At 34.5% G+C, this 17625-nt stretch carries 18 protein-coding genes; 4 read left to right on the forward strand and 14 right to left on the reverse strand.

Annotated elements, in window-relative coordinates; all coding sequences use genetic code 11:
- Positions 1-110 precede the first annotated feature (110 nt).
- The 3 genes from GJU43_RS00550 (at position 111) to GJU43_RS00560 (ending at position 3716) form a co-directional block, all read left to right on the forward strand.
- Complete coding sequence (locus GJU43_RS00550; protein WP_154338922.1) at positions 111-1358, forward strand: ABC transporter permease; 1248 nt, start codon at positions 111-113, stop codon at positions 1356-1358.
- A gap of 98 nt (positions 1359-1456) precedes the next feature.
- Positions 1457-2503 (forward strand): NAD(P)-dependent alcohol dehydrogenase, encoded by a 1047-nt coding sequence (locus tag GJU43_RS00555; RefSeq protein ID WP_154338923.1) that lies wholly within the window; start codon positions 1457-1459, stop codon positions 2501-2503.
- Positions 2504-2831: 328 nt separating this feature from the next.
- A complete protein-coding gene (locus GJU43_RS00560; protein ID WP_154338924.1) occupies positions 2832-3716 on the forward strand; it encodes a cupin-like domain-containing protein in 885 nt (294 codons plus the stop codon).
- 101 nt (positions 3717-3817) lie between these two features.
- On the opposite strand, the gene GJU43_RS00565 is transcribed toward GJU43_RS00560, so the two are convergent.
- The 12 genes from GJU43_RS00565 to GJU43_RS00620 form a co-directional block, all read right to left on the reverse strand.
- Entirely contained in the window at positions 3818-4237 is a 420-nt protein-coding gene (locus GJU43_RS00565) for a helix-turn-helix domain-containing protein (RefSeq protein WP_154338925.1), read from the reverse strand.
- Between the two features lie 388 nt (positions 4238-4625).
- A complete protein-coding gene (locus tag GJU43_RS00570; protein WP_154338926.1) occupies positions 4626-5132 on the reverse strand; it encodes a hypothetical protein in 507 nt (168 codons plus the stop codon).
- Positions 5133-5137: 5 nt separating this feature from the next.
- Positions 5138-5578 (reverse strand): hypothetical protein, encoded by a 441-nt coding sequence (locus tag GJU43_RS00575; RefSeq protein WP_154338927.1) that lies wholly within the window; start codon positions 5576-5578, stop codon positions 5138-5140.
- 544 nt (positions 5579-6122) lie between these two features.
- Positions 6123-6602: a hypothetical protein gene (locus GJU43_RS00580; protein ID WP_154338928.1), complete on the reverse strand. Its 480-nt coding sequence runs from the start codon at positions 6600-6602 to the stop codon at positions 6123-6125.
- Positions 6603-6652: 50 nt separating this feature from the next.
- Positions 6653-7111: a hypothetical protein gene (locus tag GJU43_RS00585; RefSeq protein ID WP_154338929.1), complete on the reverse strand. Its 459-nt coding sequence runs from the start codon at positions 7109-7111 to the stop codon at positions 6653-6655.
- Positions 7112-7192: 81 nt separating this feature from the next.
- Positions 7193-7663, reverse strand: coding sequence for a hypothetical protein (locus tag GJU43_RS00590; RefSeq protein ID WP_154338930.1), 471 nt, complete (start codon positions 7661-7663; stop codon positions 7193-7195).
- Between the two features lie 19 nt (positions 7664-7682).
- A complete protein-coding gene (locus GJU43_RS00595) occupies positions 7683-8144 on the reverse strand; it encodes a hypothetical protein (RefSeq protein ID WP_154338931.1) in 462 nt (153 codons plus the stop codon).
- A gap of 121 nt (positions 8145-8265) precedes the next feature.
- Positions 8266-8661, reverse strand: coding sequence for a hypothetical protein (locus tag GJU43_RS00600; RefSeq protein WP_154338932.1), 396 nt, complete (start codon positions 8659-8661; stop codon positions 8266-8268).
- 5 nt (positions 8662-8666) lie between these two features.
- Positions 8667-10085: a T6SS effector amidase Tae4 family protein gene (locus tag GJU43_RS00605; protein ID WP_154338933.1), complete on the reverse strand. Its 1419-nt coding sequence runs from the start codon at positions 10083-10085 to the stop codon at positions 8667-8669.
- Between the two features lie 389 nt (positions 10086-10474).
- Positions 10475-11329, reverse strand: coding sequence for an acetyl-CoA carboxylase, carboxyltransferase subunit beta (accD, locus tag GJU43_RS00610; RefSeq protein WP_042566115.1), 855 nt, complete (start codon positions 11327-11329; stop codon positions 10475-10477).
- Positions 11330-11412: 83 nt separating this feature from the next.
- Positions 11413-12480, reverse strand: a complete 1068-nt coding sequence (gene fbaA / locus GJU43_RS00615; RefSeq protein ID WP_154338934.1) for a class II fructose-bisphosphate aldolase — start codon at positions 12478-12480, stop codon at positions 11413-11415.
- Positions 12481-12540: 60 nt separating this feature from the next.
- Positions 12541-15099, reverse strand: coding sequence for a BamA/TamA family outer membrane protein (locus tag GJU43_RS00620; RefSeq protein WP_154338935.1), 2559 nt, complete (start codon positions 15097-15099; stop codon positions 12541-12543).
- A 37-nt stretch (positions 15100-15136) separates the two neighbouring features.
- Between GJU43_RS00620 and GJU43_RS00625 the strand changes: the two genes are divergently transcribed.
- Positions 15137-15865, forward strand: a complete 729-nt coding sequence (locus GJU43_RS00625; RefSeq protein ID WP_154338936.1) for an RNA methyltransferase — start codon at positions 15137-15139, stop codon at positions 15863-15865.
- 9 nt (positions 15866-15874) lie between these two features.
- On the opposite strand, the gene GJU43_RS00630 is transcribed toward GJU43_RS00625, so the two are convergent.
- Both GJU43_RS00630 and ubiE read right to left on the reverse strand, forming a co-directional pair.
- Positions 15875-16585, reverse strand: a complete 711-nt coding sequence (locus tag GJU43_RS00630) for a porin family protein (protein WP_154338937.1) — start codon at positions 16583-16585, stop codon at positions 15875-15877.
- 1 nt (position 16586) lies between these two features.
- A complete protein-coding gene (ubiE, locus tag GJU43_RS00635) occupies positions 16587-17318 on the reverse strand; it encodes a bifunctional demethylmenaquinone methyltransferase/2-methoxy-6-polyprenyl-1,4-benzoquinol methylase UbiE (RefSeq protein WP_154338938.1) in 732 nt (243 codons plus the stop codon).
- Between the last annotated feature and the right edge of the window lie 307 nt (positions 17319-17625).

Consider the following 17625-nt stretch of genomic DNA (forward strand, 5'->3'; position numbering starts at 1 on the left):
GAAAATTAATGTAACATTATGGTAAAAAAATCTACTGATGAGTAACTTAACTTTTGTTAGGTTTTTGATTTTAAATTATTGAATTTTACTTTATTGAAAAATTACGAAATATGATTGTTTATCTAAGGTTACTAAAAGAAAGTTTAAGCTTTGCCATAAATGCTTTACGGAATAATAAATTACGTACTTTATTGTCATTACTTGGTGTAACAATCGGTATTTTTTCGATTATTGCGGTACTTGCTGCAGTAGATTCTTTAGACCGTAAAATTTCCAAGGATTTGAGCAGTTTAGATAAAAATACAATTTATTTGATGAAATATTGTTTTGGGCCTTCTGAAATTCCGCAATGGAAAAGAGAGCAGTTCCCAAACGTGAAGTATGATGAATACATTGCTTTAAAAAATTCGCTTAACAATACACAACAGGTCGGCTATCAGCTTTTTGTCAATCACGAAAGTTTAAAATACGATTCTAAAACCGTTGCCGACGTCAATATTGTGCCGTCTTCTTTTGAAATGGTCGATATTGACGGATTGAGTTTTGATAAAGGAAGGTTCTACAACGAATCGGAATCGAATTCAGGAACCGCCGTTATTGTTTTGGGATATGAAATTGCACAGGGTCTTTTTGGTACAATGGATCCCATCGGGAAAAACATCAGGCTTTACGGACAGCGTTTTACCGTAATTGGGGTGATAACCAAACAAGGGGCAGGTTTTTTTGGCGATAGTAATGATACCTCTGTCTATTTACCGGCCAATTTTTTACGCCGAATGTATGGCGACAGCGATTCGATGACACCGGTAATTGTATTAAAACCCGTTAAAGGAGTTGATATGGATGCTTATAAGGCCGAAATAGCACAAAAAATAAGAGGAATCCGCGGGATGAAGGCGGGTGAAATGGACAACTTTTTTATTAATGTACTTTCCGGTTTTACCGATTTTATTGACGGAATTCTAGGTCAGATGAATGTGGTAGGCTGGATTATCAGTGGCTTTTCGCTGTTGGTTGGTGGTTTCGGTATTGCTAATATTATGTTTGTTTCCGTAAAAGAACGTACCAATCTTATCGGAATCCAGAAATCGTTAGGAGCCAAAAACAGGTTTATTTTATTCCAGTTTTTGTTCGAAGCTATTATTTTATCGGTCATCGGAGGAATCATCGGCTTGCTGATGGTTTGGGGAATTTCGGTTATATTGACCAAAGCACTGGATTTTGAATTCGTTTTAAGCTTCGGAAATATAATTTTAGGAACCAGTCTGGCCGCACTTATCGGATTGATTTCGGGAATTTTACCGGCAATTTCTGCTGCAAATCTGGATCCCGTTGAGGCCATCAGGACCGGAATGTAAATTCAAACCCTAAAAAAAATCATCTTTTTTAAAGCTTCAAATTTTATTTTGATGGAGAATTTATTGTAATTTTAATAGCTTAATTAAAATATGATAACATGATACCAGTAAAAGCTTATGCAGCATACGATGCAGAAAATCCGTTAAAACCTTATACGTTTGAAAGAAAAGAAGTTGGTGCTCATCAGGTTCAGATAGAAATCCTGTATAGTGGTGTTTGCCATTCTGATATTCACACTGCAAAAGGAGAATGGGGTCCGGTAAATTATCCATTAGTTCCGGGACACGAAATCGTAGGCCGAATTGTTGCTGTTGGAAGTGAGGTTTCTAAATTTAAAGTTGGCGAACTGGCCGGAGTAGGGTGTTTTGTGGATTCCTGCAGAACGTGTCCGAGCTGTCAGGCAGGTGAGGAACAATTTTGTGATGAAGGAATGACAGGGACTTACAATAGTGTGGAACGAGGAACTGATATTCCGACAAGGGGCGGTTATTCGACCAGTATTATTGTCGATGAAAATTACACCCTTCACGTTTCTGAAAAATTAGATTTAAAAGGAGTAGCACCTTTATTGTGTGCCGGAATCACTACCTATTCTCCATTACGCTATTTAAAAGTAGGTAAGGGGCATAAAGTAGGTGTTTTAGGCTTAGGCGGCTTAGGGCATATGGCTGTAAAATTTGCGGTTTCCTTTGGTGCCGAAGTGACGATGTTAAGCCATTCTCCGTCTAAGGAAGCAGATGCTAAAAAACTAGGAGCGCATCATTTTGCCCTGACCTCAAATCCGCAAACCATGGAATCATTGGCGAACAGCTTCGATTTTATTTTAAATACCGTTTCGGCTAAACACGATCATAATGCTTATCTGAATTTGCTGAAAACAAACGGAACAATGATTGTAGTAGGAGCACCTCCTGCACCAGCAGAAATCCCTGTTTTTACGTTAATCATGAAAAGAAGAAGTATCATGGGAAGTTTGATTGGCGGCATCAAAGAGACGCAGGAAATGTTAGATTACTGTGCTGAACACAATATTACGTCAGAAGTCGAAATCATCGACATGTCGTACATTAATGAAGCTTATGAGCGTATGAACAAAAGCGATGTCAAATATCGTTTTGTGATTGATATGGCTTCTTTGAAGTAGGTACAAAGGTGCAGAGTGGCAAAGGCACAAAGGTTCTGGGGGACTAAGCTGCTAAGAAGCTAAGGTTTCTGCCTCTTTGTTAGATTTAATTTCAGGACTATATCAAAAGAACCGGAGAATATTTCTTCGGTTCTTTTGATTTAAATGGCCTGGTTCTGAAATATAAGGCCTGGAAAACTTGATGCTTTTGAAAGTAAAAGTTGCTCCTGTTGAAGCGATTCGGGCAGGAAAACAAACTGTTTTTCTTTGGTACTATTTTACAACAAATGTTACGGGATAAAAAAAAATAGATAATTTTGAGAAACGGACAATTTAAATTAGGGAAAAAATGAGCTTTATACTAAAACCTGTCGATGTTGTTGAGTCTATTTCCAGAGAAGATTTTAAGAAGAACTATTTAGATAAAAAAAAGCCTTTAATCATAAAAGGATTAACAAAAGACTGGCCGGCAAGAGAAAAATGGTCAACCGATTATTTTAAGGAAATTGCAGGGGATATTGAGGTCAAATTAGTAGATAACTCCAAAGCAGATCCCAAAAAAGTGATCAATGCCTCTATTGCTTCTATGAAATTTGGGGATTATCTGGATCTGATAAAGAGAGAGCCCACACAACTGCGTATTTTTTTCTTCAATCTTTTTAAACACAAACCTGAGTTGGTTGAGGATGTTAAAATTCCAAAAGAATTAATGGGAGGCTTTATAGAAAGTATGCCTGCCATGTTTTTTGGAGGCTCTCAGGCCGTCACATTTTTACATTATGACATCGATTTGCCTCATCTTTTTCACACGCATTTCGGTGGGAGAAAACATATTATCCTGTTTGACTACAAATGGAAAAAAAGGCTCTATTGTGTGCCCAATACGACCTACGCTTTAGAGGATTATGACGTTTCCAATCCGGACTTCGAGAAATTTCCCGCACTGAAAGGCGTTGAAGGGTATGAAGTTTTCCTGGAACACGGAGATACCTTGTTTATGCCTACCGGTATGTGGCACTGGATGCGGTATATTGACGGTTCTTTTTCGCTGAGTCTTCGCGCATGGGACAGCTCGATAACCCGAAAAATGGCCAGTGTCTGGAGTTTGTTCCTGCACGGCGCAGTAGATAGTGCTGTAAAAATAGTTTTTAGGGAACGTTATGCGATATGGCGTGAGAAATTAGCTTTCAAAATAGCCGAAAAAGAATTAAGAAGGGGAAGACCTAAAAAATAGTACAGCTTTAGCGATATCATTTTTGGACAGGCCAAAGTAAAAAATCCCGGGGAAAAATTTCCTCGGGATTTTTTATTAAAATGCATGGGTTTCGAAAAAGCTTATTTTGCTTTTAGCAGTTTTTCCAAATATTCATTCTTTTCTTTTTCTGACTGTATCAGACGTTCGTACAATTTTCTGTTTTCATCTGCCATTTCCATTATTTTATCTAATGCGTTAAATGTGCAGTGACTTGGGTTAGCGATAAAGCTATTGACAGCACTACTGTTGTCATAAAAATTATTGAAATAACTAATCATATTTTCTTCTTTAAAGTTTTTTACCGCTTCAACACTTACACCAAGTGCTTTCGCTACTTCTTTAAGTTTTTCCTCGTCTATAGTTTCGCTGTTCTCGATAATCGAAATGGCCTGTTGGTCGGTTCCTAAAGCTTTTGCCAGGGCTTCCTGTTTCATGTCTTTCCGTTCACGAATACGGCTAATTTTTCGCCCGATATGATTTGGTTTTGTCGCTGTGCTCATACTTCAAAGATATTTATATTGCTTTAAAAAAAAATGCTTTTGGTAAAAAACAGCTTAGATTTTGTAAGTTACTTTTTTAGCGTTTTTTCGGGGTGAAATGGTTGCTTAAAATTTATAAAGTAAAAATGTAATTTTTTAGGGATTAATAATGAAGTAGTATGTATTGCGTTTTATTGCTGTTGAAAGTTTAGTTGTAATTTTAATTTTTCAACACTTTTGTTGTAAACTAATTGTTGTATTTTTTTTCACAACAGAAATTTTACAACAAAAGTGTTGTAAATAAATTGTTGTAATTTTTTTTACGACAAAAAAATTACAACAGAAATTTTGAAACAGAAAGTCTGACAAACTTAATTGTGATTTTTGTTTTGTCACGGGAATTATTTAATTATTCAATGGATATAAGACTGCTTCTGTCAACCATTTTTACTTCTGCTACTCTTACTTTATGATGAGAAAGATATTCATAATCGATCAAGTATATTTTCTTCTTTTCTAAAAGCAGTTTTTCACTTTCACGAAACCCTAATGTTTTAAGAAAATTATAATTGACCGTAATGTCTTTTCTTTTTCTCAGAAATGAGTGTTTGACAAACTTCACTTCCGGAGTAATTGTGTAATGATTAACCAGTGTTAAATCCTGTCTTATTTTTGTGTTGTCAGCATCAAAAACAAAAGAGTAATTGTAATTATCTCTGTTTACAATGTTGTTTGACTCTTTCATTTGATTCATATTATCGTATTTGAAATAAACATATAAAGTGTCTGATTCTTTTATCTTTTTAATATCCTGCCCATTTGATTTAAAAGGAAGACAGCATAAAACACTTAAAACGAAATAGAAGAAAGTGCTGTTTTGAACGGTAGAGGCTGATATAATTTTAGTATGCTGCATTTTACTTATTCGATAGGATTATTATTATAGTCATTTACCTTAACTTCTTTAAGCTTTATTGAAAACCATCCGGTATCATTGTCATCTATGACATAAATCTTTTTTTTGCTCAATAGCAGCTTTTTAGCATCCTGATAACTGAGCATGTTAATTAGAAAATCGTAATTAATCATAATACTTTTATGTTTTTTTAGAAATGATTTTTTTTCTTTTTTCTCCTCAGCAATATACGGATTATGGTACAGCATTATCTGGGTATGTTTGTAGTATTCATTAAAAACAAAAATATAGTCGCCATATCCCTTCGATTGAGGCATATATATTTGCTTGTACTGATTTTGCTTAAAAAAAACATAAACGGTATCTGATTTTTTTAAAGTAGCATAATCCTGACTATAAATCGTTCCGGATATAGTTATCATAAGTAATACAATTATTGCTTTCATGGCATATGATTTTTATTAAGTTAACTTCTCCAATACGTATAGTTTTTTGAACAATTGGAAGTAATCATTCCCCAATCGGACAGTAATTCAATAGAAACACACTATATAAAACAACTTTCCTTTTTTTCTTTTCGGTGAGATCAATAATATAGAACGTTTGTGATCGGGATAATAATTCGCAAACAATATATTCTTCTGTAAAATTTTTGAGAAAGTCTAAATCAATTATATCTCTTTGATGTTTTTTTAAAAAGGATTTTTTTTCAATTCTCGTATCAATTCTTAAAGAACCTTTTTCTGTCATTGAATTTTTACGATCGGGTTTACTAAATAGTAATTGTTCTGTCCGATTTTCTTTTTTCGAGTTTAAAGACAAGGTATATTCTCTGAAATTGTCAGAATACACCTTTTTTTCCTGATTTTTTCCTTTTGTAAACGCAACGTAAACGGTGTCAAGCGTTTTTATGTGATTAATATCCTCGCAAAAAGCAAAAGTGGAAACAAAAAACAAGACAATTATAGTTTTCATATGGTTTGTAAATAGTTAGTCTTCTTTCGTGCAAGATCTTGATGCCCCGGATGCCTGATATAAAATAACTTTACCTTTTTTTCTCTCGTCCAGGTCAATAATATAAATTGTTTTGGGCTTTCTTGGACTCCTGTAAAGAGAATCGCAAACACCAAATTTTCTGAAATACTTAATTCCTATAATTGCCTTTTTATGCTTCCTTAAAAACTTTTTATTTACGGTTATAATTTGAGATTTCACGAGATCATTTTTAGTGTCAATCCCTAAATATTCGTTGTGATAAAAGGTAAAATTAGTTTCTTCATTATGTGTAAACAAGAAATTGTATTGCCTAAATAGGTAATTGCTCTTAGAAGAACCTTCGTAAATATTTTTTATTTGAAATTTATTTGATTTGAACAATACGTATAAAGTATCTGCCGATGTGATAGCATGCGGCTGACTGTAAGCCTCATTGACAAATAAAAGAATTACGACTATAATTATTTTTTTCATATTTGCTTATATCTGTTTGCGGATACAACCAGTGGTTTGGTTATTAAGATTTAACCATCTCCATTACACACTGTTGTGTTCATTTTAACTTCATACAACTTAATTTTTGTATTCTTTTTTTCAGTGTAATCAATAATATAAATTGTTTTACTATTATTTAAAATTTCAGCAACAATCTTACACAGGCTATTATTCTTTATGAATTTTGGTGTAATAATTTTGGCCTTATTTTTTTTGATGAAACTTTTATCTACTATTTTAACATCAGAGACTATATTGGCTATTTTTCTTTCATATCCAAGATATTTATAATGGAAAAAATATAATGGTTCATCAAAATCAAAAAAATCATAAGACCTATCAACATGATCAGCAGAAACGCCTTTATTCTCCTTTTTTTTACCTTTAAATAGAACGTAAATAGTATCCGATTTTTTTAAAGTGGCATAATCCTGACTATAAATAGTACCTGATATTGATAGTAGAAGTAATACTATTATTGCTTTCATGTTCTAGATTTATAATTTCAGATTTATAAAAGGTATTAGAATTGATAAGATAATATTTTGAATTAACTATGACTACTAGGATTAACCATCTCCACGGCATATTGTGCCGACTTCGACTTCATATAGCTTAATTTTGTTCTCTTTTTTTTCAGTACAATCAATGATGTAGATAACTCTGTGATGATTTAAAATTTCAGCAACGATTTTACAGAGGTTCTTCTTCTTTATGAATTTTGGTGTTATAATTTTGGCTTTGTTTTTTTTAATAAAACTTTTGTTTACCACTTTTACATCAGATACGATATTGGCAACACTATTTTCATAACTTGAATATTTACGATGATAAAGGTCTAATGATTCCTGATCAAAAATAAAAAAAGAATACACTCTGTCGTCATAATTATATTTTGTTTGTGGCTGAATCGATTTTCGTTCGTTTTTTTTACCTTTAAAAAGAACATAAATAGTATCAGATTTTTTTAAACTAACATAATCCTGACTATAAGTCGTTGATGTGATAAGTATTGCTATTATGTATAAAATGTTTTTCATTTAAACTCATTTTATTTTGTCACTCATGCACGGGACAAAAATCTAACAAATAGACTCTGTAAAGAATAATTTTCTTTTTCTTTTTTTCGGTGTAATCTATTATATAAAGTACTTTCGGAGCACGTAACAGTTTGCATGCAATGTATTCTCGATCTAAGTCTTTAAGAAAATCAATCCCAATAATATCCTTTTTATGTTTTTGTAAAAAAGATTGATTTTTAATTTTTGTATAGCTGTTGGAATCACCTTCATTAACTAAAGAATCTTTTACATCAGGTTTCTCAAATACAATTTGTTTGGTTTTATCCTCTTCTGTTTTTAACAAAAAACTATAGCGTCTGAAATTTGCAGCATAAACCTCTTTTTTTTCATTGGCATGTTTTTTAAATGCGATATAGATGGTGTCCAGCTTTTTAATACTATCGACATCCTGACAAAAAGCAAAACTGGAAATAAAAAATAAAACAATTATGGTTTTCATATTAATTTATTATAGCTTATACTCAATATGTTTTTCAGTAAATTATTTTTTTTAATTATCGCCAGTTTTATGTTTGTATCAAGTTTATCAAGCTTTAACCATCTTTACAACATATTATGTATTATTCATTTTTTAAATGTTCTTTGTAAGCAGATTTTGCAATAGAGTCTAATTCTCTGCTTGCATAATAATGTAAACAATTTGACATATAATAATTTTCACCTTCTTTACAATTCTCACACATTTTAGGTTTTGGCATGTTCTTAACAATGTTCTGTCCCATTTTTCTAGTTTCATTCAAGGCTTTAAGACTTAAACCATCGTATGGATTTAATGCATCTTTCTGCTCTATTAGTTCATAAATAGAATCGTTTTTATAGCTTTCCTTAAGACAAGCGAAAAAAACATTATCCTTATAGGCTGTTATCCATGGGTTATTACTTTTGGTATAACTAAACTTTTCATATGAGTTTTTGCTGCAAGAGCAGAAACATAGTAGTATTAAAATGTATTTCATAATTTTTAATTTAAAATCCATATATCTAATCTATAAATAGGGGCGTCATAAAAATGACATTCATTTCCGCAAGTAGCATCACTTTTTAGTAAATCAGCATGTCCTGTTGCCCAGTTAAAATTACTTGAGTAAATAGAGTATATTCCTTTTTTTCCTAATAATAATCTGGGCAAATTTACACCATTAGTACCAGCATCTGCTTCTGAATATTGAGAATGATTGGGATTGTAAGGTGTTTTAGGATTTATCGTTGAGGCAGGGTTAGTGCCAAAAGTTGCTCTCATCCATAAATTAATTTCATAAGCAGCTTTAAAATAAAATTTATTATCTGCTCCCTTAAAAGTTTTACCAGGTAAATTGGGTATTATTACACCAGAATAATTTAATGCTTTTGATAAACGTATAGCACAGGTATTAGTTTTAGGTCCTGAATATAAAGAGGCAACATCACCTCCTATTGAATTATACATTTTTTGAGGAGTATCGTATTTGGGATCAGAATCATAGGGAAAATTTGAGCTAAAATCAGACCATTTAGGTAGATTTTGTTTTGGAAAAGTCAAATTAGGGTTCTCCCAAAATACAGGATCATATGTTCCATCATTTCCTTCTGAACTACCCATGAATTGATTTTTAAATTGTTCGAATGTTACAGATGGATTGTTAATGAAATAATTAATTGCCCAAATACCAAATTTTTTAGCCGCAGCATTAGTATTCTGATCCAGGTAATTTTTTACTTCATTAGCAATGTTATCGTTATTGAATAAAAAGGTCAATTGCTCAAAATTAAGCGTGTTTCCCAATAACACGTTGATGTCGTTGGCCAGTATCGGCACCTCACAATCTACAGACTGACAGGAAGGAGGCAAAGAAATCCCCGTATCTACAGGACCGCTGCCGCCGCTTCCCGGAGTGCTGCTGCTACCACCTCCGGTACCACTTTGGTCTCCGCCCATGCCACCGCCTCCCATGCTTTCTCCGCAAGAGGCAATTTGGTAGGCGACAATCTGATAGGTCGAATAAGGCAAAGAACCTTTACCCTCACAATTGGCTGCTTCGGAAGATCCGGAATGGGCTCCGCTGTAGCACTTATGCGCAGTTTCGATTACAGTATACTCGTATGTATTTTCACAGGCCGATTTAGAAGTCAGGTTGTTAAACGAAAAGGTTTCGCTGTTTACGGCTTTAAACCCTGTTACCTTAAAGTTTTTATGCTCACTCGCGATCCCGTCAGGAAAGAAATAGATAATAATGTACGCTTTGTATTGATCCTCGTTAAAGCGTTTGGTCAGGATGAGGTTCTCAATCGTGTTGTTGGCGGGTGAATAATTATTTCGCTCGATGTAAAAGGTAAACGACTCTTTGGCTTGTTCGTCATTTTTTACATAGGTCAGTTTGTCGGTAAAAATTTTAAAATCCAAAGCCTGAACGGTTCTTTTGGAGCTTGTTTTTTGGGTGCCTGAATTCGTTATGGCATTAAAAAGCGATTCTTTCGATTTAAGGAACTAATAATTTTTATGCAGCATTAATATACTTTTCTTGTCGGAGTTTTCTATTATTTCTGACTCGCTGCTGCAGCCTGAAAGACTTAATACAATGGCAAACACCACTGTTTTAATAAACGGGATGAAGTTTTTGGTTGGCATATAAATGGTTTTATAAATTACAAATTTGGCTTACAGGGGGTATATAGGCGGCTAATTTATAAAAAAAAAGCTACAAAAAAAATGCAGCTGTAATTTTTTTTATAAAAAAGAAACCCGACAGTTTTTAAGGCTGTCGGGTTTGGTATTTTAAAAGTTTTTATAAACTATCTGATGTTATTGTTTTGAATTAAATCAATATATAAGTTGATCTTATCCTTTAAATCTTTTCTTGGCGTAATAAAGTCAAGGAAACCGTGTTCTAAAAGAAATTCGGCAGTCTGGAAACCTTCCGGTAAATCTTTTCCTGTCGTATCACGAACCACACGCGGACCTGCAAAACCAATTAAAGCACCCGGCTCAGAAATATTAATATCTCCCAACATGGCGTAAGAGGCAGTAGTTCCTCCGGTGGTAGGATCTGTACATAAAGAAATGTACGGTAATCCTGCTTCTGCAAGCTGTGCCAGTTTAACAGAGGTTTTAGCCAGCTGCATTAACGAATAAGCGGCTTCCATCATACGGGCTCCACCAGATTTTGAAATCATTACAAAAGGCATGTTGTTTTTGATCGCGTGATCAATTCCTCTTGCGATTTTCTCTCCTACAACAGCTCCCATAGAACCACCGATAAAGGCAAAATCCATACAGCAGATTACCAGTTCTTTTCCTTTCGATTTTCCCACTCCGGTACGTACAGCGTCCTTAAGGTGGGTTTTTTCCATTACATCTTTCAGTCTTTCTGCATATTTTTTTGTATCCACAAAATGCAGAGGATCTTTAGAAGTCATGTTTTTATCTAATTCAACAAACTCATTGTTGTCGAATAAAATCTCAAAATAGGTTGCGCTTCCAATTCTAACGTGAAAATCATCTTCAGGACTCACAAATAAGTTTCGGGCTAATTCGTCAGCATCAATAATTTTTCCTGTTGGAGATTTGTACCACAATCCTTTCGGAACGTCCATCTTATCTTCTGTAGCGGTCGTAATCCCTTTTTCCTGTCTTTTAAACCAAGCCATTTTTTTAGATTTTAGATCTTAGACTTTAGATTTTAGATTTTAGACTTCGAGAAATCTAAAATCTAAAATCATAAATCTAAAATTTATAGTGTATTTACGTTATTCAAGTCTGCAAAAGCCTGCTCCAGTCTTGTATTGAATGTCACTTCGCTTTCACGCACCCATCTTCTTGGGTCATAATATTTTTTGTTAGGAGCTTCAGCACCTTCAGGGTTACCGATTTGTGTTTTTAAATAGTCAATGTTTTTAACCATATAATCACGAATTCCTTCTGTGTATGCAAATTGTAAATCGGTATCGATATTCATTTTGATTACTCCGTAGCTAATTCCTTCTCTGATTTCTTCCAATGTAGAACCTGAACCTCCGTGGAAAACGAAATCTACCGGATTATGTCCCGTGTTGAATTTTTTCTGAACGAAATCCTGAGAATTTTTTAAGATTTTTGGAGTTAATTTTACGTTTCCTGGTTTGTAAACCCCGTGAACGTTACCAAAAGCGGCTGCAATTGTAAATTTAGGGCTTACTTTAGATAATTCCTCGTAAGCATACGCTACTTCTTCCGGTTGTGTGTATAATTTTGAGCTGTCTACATCAGAGTTGTCAACACCATCTTCTTCACCACCTGTAATTCCAAGCTCGATTTCCAATGTCATTCCCATTTTGCTCATTCTAGCCAAATATTCTTTACAGATCTCGATGTTTTCTTCGATTGGCTCCTCAGACAAATCGATCATATGCGAACTGAATAATGGTTTTCCTGTTTCTGCAAAATGTTTTTCAGAAGCATCCAATAAACCATCAATCCAAGGCAATAATTTTTTGGCACAGTGGTCAGTGTGTAAAATTACAGTTGCCCCGTAAGCTTCTGCTAAAGTATGAATATGTTTTGCGCCTGCGATTCCACCAGCGATTGCTGCTTTTTCACCTGCATTAGATAATCCTTTACCAGCGTTAAATTGTGCTCCTCCGTTGGAGAACTGAATGATAACCGGAGCGTTTAGTTTAGCTGCAGTTTCAAGAACGCCATTGATTGTACTTGAACCCGTAACATTTACTGCCGGAAGTGCAAATCCTTTTTCTTTCGCATAATTAAAAATCTCCTGAACCTGATCTCCTGTAGCTACTCCTGGTTTGATATTGTGTGCCATTGTAATTTTTTTTATAGTTGTTTTTAGTTTTTAGGTTGCAAAAATAAGAATTAATTAGCATTAGAACGGATAATTTATTCCAAAATTTAAAACCGAGTGACCAAAATTGTATTCTTTGAACCAACGATTTCCTTCGTCATACGCCGGATTATAGGTCTTGAAGCCTAAATCTAAACGAATCACAAAGAAGCTTAAATCGTAACGTAAACCAAATCCGGAACCCAAAGCAATTTCAGCTAAATCGTTTACGCCAGTGAATTTCGCCTTCTCATCGATGACATTATCGAGCACATTCCAGATATTTCCGGCATCTGCAAAGATAGCTCCTTTCACGTCTCCAAATACCTTAAATCGAAATTCGGCACTAAGCGCTATTTTCATGTTGGCCTCATTAAAATCATTTGAAGCATTGGTAGTCCCCGGACCCAATGAGTAGGGCTGCCATGCACGATTATCATTGGAACCTCCGGAATAATAACTTCGGGAGAACGGAATGTAATTTGAATTTCCGAACGGAATTGCGATTCCAAAGAAGCTTCGTACGGCCAGTACTTTTTCTTTTCCAAAATCCCAGTGTTTGATATAATCAAATTCGGTTTTGATGTATTCTGAATATTCTAAGTTGAATATTTCGTAATTTCCGCTAATATTTTTAGGCAGGTTAGCAATATTTGAAATTGCAGTTAACAGCGTACCTGCAGATTCTATTTTTGTTTTAAACTGATAAAAAGTATTGTCGGCCAGATCTTTTTTGGTGGTTTTGGTGAACGTATAACTGGTGGCCAGAATAAAATCATTCTCGGTCAGACGCACTCTTCGTTCTTCAATACTTTCGACTTGTTTGTAGTCGGCATTCCCGGGTGTTAACAACGTTCGTCCGTTTAAAACATCATCGGTGAAACCTGCGGTTCCTTTTGTGATGATCAGGTTATTACTGAGGTCCAGATTGTCACCGTTTACATTGTAGGTGCTGGCGATATTATTCAGCTCATTATACGACGAAGTATACACGTTGAAGTAATTGTCCGGGTTTAGGTTGCGTACAAACTGAACGTTCAGCAATTCGAATTTTGCAGTGTTGTTTCGCTTCGGAGACCAATTGTAAGCAAGTCCGCCCGTGAAATTTTCTTTATCGAGACCAATGTTCCTTTGTTTGGAGAAACCGCTCGAGATACTTGTGGACGGAATCATTCTTTTCGGAATAATTTTTTCGGTTCCGAAAGGCAGTAAGATTCTTGGGAAATTTAATTTCATATCCAGACCATATTCCGAAACATTAAAGAAATTATTATTCGGATTGGCCATGTCTTTTGAGGACCCGATATTTACACGTGCCGAAATCTCTAAAGTTTCAGCCCTGTTAAAGACGTTTCGGATCGTTTCAGAAATACTGGCGCCGATTCCAAAATCCTGAATATTGGAATGTGTTAAATCTAAAGTGGCTCCGAAACTGTATTTTTTTCGTGGCGTTAAAAAAACATTCGCAATCAGTGATTGTGCCAATGGATCGCGTTTGTCTACTTCATATTGTATCGACGGATAATTGAAAATCTTCAGGTTGTTTAAGTATCGTGTCGAAAGCGTTGTTCTGGTGTCTGAGAAAGTACTTCCTTTTGAAATAAAAACAGCATCTGTAATAGCGCGCGGTTTGTATTTTAATTTTTTATAACTGTACAGATTAAAGTTGTTGTAAGTTGTACTGTCTTTGATCGGGGTTTTTGAGTTGGCCGGTGAATAATCAGTATAGATATTTACATCACTTATTTTATATATTTTAAAAGGCTCTGTTCTGCTGGAATCCCTTTCCTGAATAGTGTTGTTGTTGATGATTAAATTCACATCGGCTTTGTTTTTTTTTCCAATCGTATCAATGTCATAAGTCACATAAGTTGGCTGGAAGAAATAGGCGCCATGATTCCTGAAATAGGTGGTGATGCGGTTTTTCTCGTCTTCGAAATCTGAAGTTTTATATTGGCTTCCTGATTTTAATAAAGAAGGCTCCTTGTTGGTTTTGTACAAGGAATCTAAGGCCGGAGTCATAATACTGGTTCTGATGGAATCCAGAAGAAAAGCCGGGCCTGTGGTAATGTTATAATTGATTTTGGCTTTTTTGCGCCCTACAGTGGTGTCAATGTTATAATCGGTTTTTACATTAAAATACCCATTGTTGAAATAGTAAAATTTCAGGCGCAACAAAGATTTTTTTGTTTTTGTCGTATCAATAATAACAGGGGGTTCTCCGGTACTTTTTAAAAATTCGTGAATTCCTTTGTATAAAAAAGATTGTCCAAGACGGTCTACCTGTTTGGCAGATAATAGTTTTGCCTGACGCTCATATAAGCCCGGATTGTTTTTAAATTTTGCCTGATACGTAGAATCCGGATTTAAATTGGCTAGGTTGTATAAATTCAGACGTAATTTGTATCCCAGTAAGGTACCATTTGGTTTTTGGTACATTTGATTGGATGCCGTTTCATCATTTGTAGACTTTCCATTTACAAGAATATTGTTTTTAGTAAGAAGACTTTTTCCGTCCGGAACTCTTTTTACAGCATTACAAGCGCAAATAAGTATTGCTATTAGAATAAATGCTAGTATTTTTGTGGAATTGTTTTTCAAGTGATATTAAATATTTAATTCAAAAGTACATTATTTTATGGTTAGTAAAAACCAAATAAAGCTTATATCAGGTTTACATCAAAAAAAGCAACGCTTTGCAAATCAATTATTTTTTGCCGAAGGAGTAAAGGTAATTCAGGAACTCTTGCAATCCAACTTTGAATTAGAACATTTATACACCACACAAAATGATTTTGAGGCCGTTCCGTCTTCCAGACGTACGCTTATTAATGAGCAGGAACTTAAAAAAATAAGTGCTTTAGCAACACCGAATTCATGTTTGGCGGTTTTCAAAATGCCTGCCGAAAATAAAATTACCGATACGGGTTTAATTCTGGCGCTGGACGATATTCGTGATCCCGGAAATTTGGGCACCATTTTACGTCTTTGCGACTGGTTTGGTATCAGGCAGATTATTTGCTCTAAAGAAACCGTTGACATTTACAATCCAAAAGTAGTACAGGCCACGATGGGGTCTATTACCCGGGTAAATGTAAATTATGTCGATCTGAAAACGTTTATTTCACAAACGAAGCTGCCTGTTTTTGGAACCTTTATGGACGGAGAAAACATTTATCAATCTAATCTGCCACAAGATGGAATCATTATTATGGGTAATGAAGCCAATGGTATTTCGGAAGAGATTGAAAAAACGGTGACAAGCCGACTCACAATTCCAAGGTTTGGCGAACTGCAAAAAACCGAAAGTTTAAACGTAGCTACCGCAACAGCAATTATTCTTAGTGAATTTAAACGAAATAGTTAGGTTTTTGTTTTAATGAAAAGTGAAATTTATTAAAATCGCCCTCGATTTCATGGAATCAATGTTATCCGTCCACGGACTCGGACCATTCGCCGGATTATCCCTGATTAATTCGTCAGTGATACCAAACATTCCTCTGATCGAAGGAGAGAAAATAAAATACTCTGAGAAAATATCAATTCCAAAACCAAGTTCATAAGCCGCAGTCCAAGGCTTAACCCTGAACTTCTGATCGTGATTATCATCCAGGGATTTTGAATTACTCGAAAGGTTTAATGTGGTTGACATTCCACCTACTAAATACGGACGAATATTTCCGGTACGTAAAGCAGAAAATTTCAATAATAAAGGAAAGTGGATGTACGTACTGTTTACCTCTCTTAAATAATCAGCCTGCTTTTCAAGAGGATAATATAAGTCACGCTTGGTATAATACAAACCGGGTTCAAAACGCAGGTTGATATATTCCTGCAATCTTAAATCGGCCACCACCCCGACATTAAAACCGGTAGTTTTTTTAACCTGAATGTCTTGCTGCACCTTGTTTTTGTAATCAAATTTAAAGTCGAAACTATTAAAACCTAAATAATAACCGAAGTACAGGCGTTGTTTTTGCCAGTTTTCAAGATTAATAATAGGATCTTTGCTAAACATATTTTTAGCAAATTGCGAATATCCTTTTGTCGTTAAGACTAATAAAATTAAGATTACTGTTTTTTTCATACTATTTTTTAGAAGCAGAATAAATGGTTGCAACTCCAAAAGTTTGAGGCATCGCCACAACATCTATAAACCCAATTTTTCGTAAAATATTGTTCAGGGCTTCTCCATAAGGAAAAGCTGCAGCAGATTCGGATAAATATCCGTAAGCTGAATTGTCTTTTGAAAACAGTTTTCCTATTAAAGGAAGTATGTTTTTGGTATAAAAGTTATATCCTTGTTTATAAGGTGTTTTGTCCGGAACCGAAGTTTCAAGAATTACAAATACTCCATTAGGTTTCAAAACTCTTAAGATTTCAGCAAAACCTTTTTCAAGGGTTTCAAAGTTCCGAACGCCAAAACTAACGGTTATAGCATCAAAATAATTGTCCCCGAAAGGCATGTTTTCTGAATCTCCTAAAACCAACTCAATAACATTTGATAGTTTTTTTTCCTCTACTTTCTTTTTTCCCACTTCAAGCATTCCTGCCGAAATATCCAGGCCAATAATTTTTTCAGCATTTGTCTGTGCCATTAAAATAGCTAAATCGCCGGTTCCTGTGGCGATATCAAGGATGATTTTTGGTTTTTTATCAGAAACTATTTTCAAGACCTTTTTTCTCCACTTAATATCAATACCAAATGAAATTACGCGGTTTAAATTATCATAGTTCCCGGAGATCGTGTCAAACATTTGGGCAACCTGTTCTTTTTTGCCTAATGAAGAGTTTTTATACGGAGTTATTTTTTCAGACATTTTTTTTATTTACGCAAATATAATACAAATCTTCTTTAACTGTAATTCAGTTTTTTAATTTGTAAATCAAATGTTTTACAAAAAAAATATTTTTAGCGGAAGGTTCTTTTTTTTGGCTATCCCTAAAACAGGGTATTTAAAAAAAATCATGGTAAATGGGTATTGTGAGTGTAGGATTTTAGAGTCAATTTTGTAGTGTAATAATATTAGAGATTTTACTAATTGCGGTTTATTTAGTGACTTAAACCAAATGAATGTTCCTGCACTGGCTGTAGTTTGTTCGTGAGTAGTTTTAAAATATTGTTGT

This window comes from Flavobacterium sp. LC2016-23, assembly GCF_009674775.1.
GTDB lineage: Bacteria > Bacteroidota > Bacteroidia > Flavobacteriales > Flavobacteriaceae > Flavobacterium.

Excerpts from the sequence above, each read along its gene's own strand:
- GJU43_RS00570 (WP_154338926.1), bottom strand. The coding sequence starts at position 5,132 with ATGCAGCATACTAAAATTATATCAGCCTCTACCGTTCAAAACAGCACT.
- GJU43_RS00560 (WP_154338924.1), top strand. The coding sequence starts at position 2,832 with ATGAGCTTTATACTAAAACCTGTCGATGTTGTTGAGTCTATTTCCAGA.
- GJU43_RS00555 (WP_154338923.1), top strand. The coding sequence starts at position 1,457 with ATGATACCAGTAAAAGCTTATGCAGCATACGATGCAGAAAATCCGTTA.
- GJU43_RS00550 (WP_154338922.1), top strand. The coding sequence starts at position 111 with ATGATTGTTTATCTAAGGTTACTAAAAGAAAGTTTAAGCTTTGCCATA.
- GJU43_RS00565 (WP_154338925.1), bottom strand. The coding sequence starts at position 4,237 with ATGAGCACAGCGACAAAACCAAATCATATCGGGCGAAAAATTAGCCGT.
- GJU43_RS00600 (WP_154338932.1), bottom strand. The coding sequence starts at position 8,661 with ATGAAATACATTTTAATACTACTATGTTTCTGCTCTTGCAGCAAAAAC.
- GJU43_RS00585 (WP_154338929.1), bottom strand. The coding sequence starts at position 7,111 with ATGAAAGCAATAATAGTATTACTTCTACTATCAATATCAGGTACTATT.
- GJU43_RS00580 (WP_154338928.1), bottom strand. The coding sequence starts at position 6,602 with ATGAAAAAAATAATTATAGTCGTAATTCTTTTATTTGTCAATGAGGCT.
- GJU43_RS00575 (WP_154338927.1), bottom strand. The coding sequence starts at position 5,578 with ATGAAAGCAATAATTGTATTACTTATGATAACTATATCCGGAACGATT.
- ubiE (WP_154338938.1), bottom strand. The coding sequence starts at position 17,318 with ATGTCTGAAAAAATAACTCCGTATAAAAACTCTTCATTAGGCAAAAAA.
- GJU43_RS00630 (WP_154338937.1), bottom strand. The coding sequence starts at position 16,585 with ATGAAAAAAACAGTAATCTTAATTTTATTAGTCTTAACGACAAAAGGA.
- GJU43_RS00625 (WP_154338936.1), top strand. The coding sequence starts at position 15,137 with ATGGTTAGTAAAAACCAAATAAAGCTTATATCAGGTTTACATCAAAAA.
- GJU43_RS00590 (WP_154338930.1), bottom strand. The coding sequence starts at position 7,663 with ATGAAAAACATTTTATACATAATAGCAATACTTATCACATCAACGACT.
- GJU43_RS00595 (WP_154338931.1), bottom strand. The coding sequence starts at position 8,144 with ATGAAAACCATAATTGTTTTATTTTTTATTTCCAGTTTTGCTTTTTGT.
- accD (WP_042566115.1), bottom strand. The coding sequence starts at position 11,329 with ATGGCTTGGTTTAAAAGACAGGAAAAAGGGATTACGACCGCTACAGAA.
- fbaA (WP_154338934.1), bottom strand. The coding sequence starts at position 12,480 with ATGGCACACAATATCAAACCAGGAGTAGCTACAGGAGATCAGGTTCAG.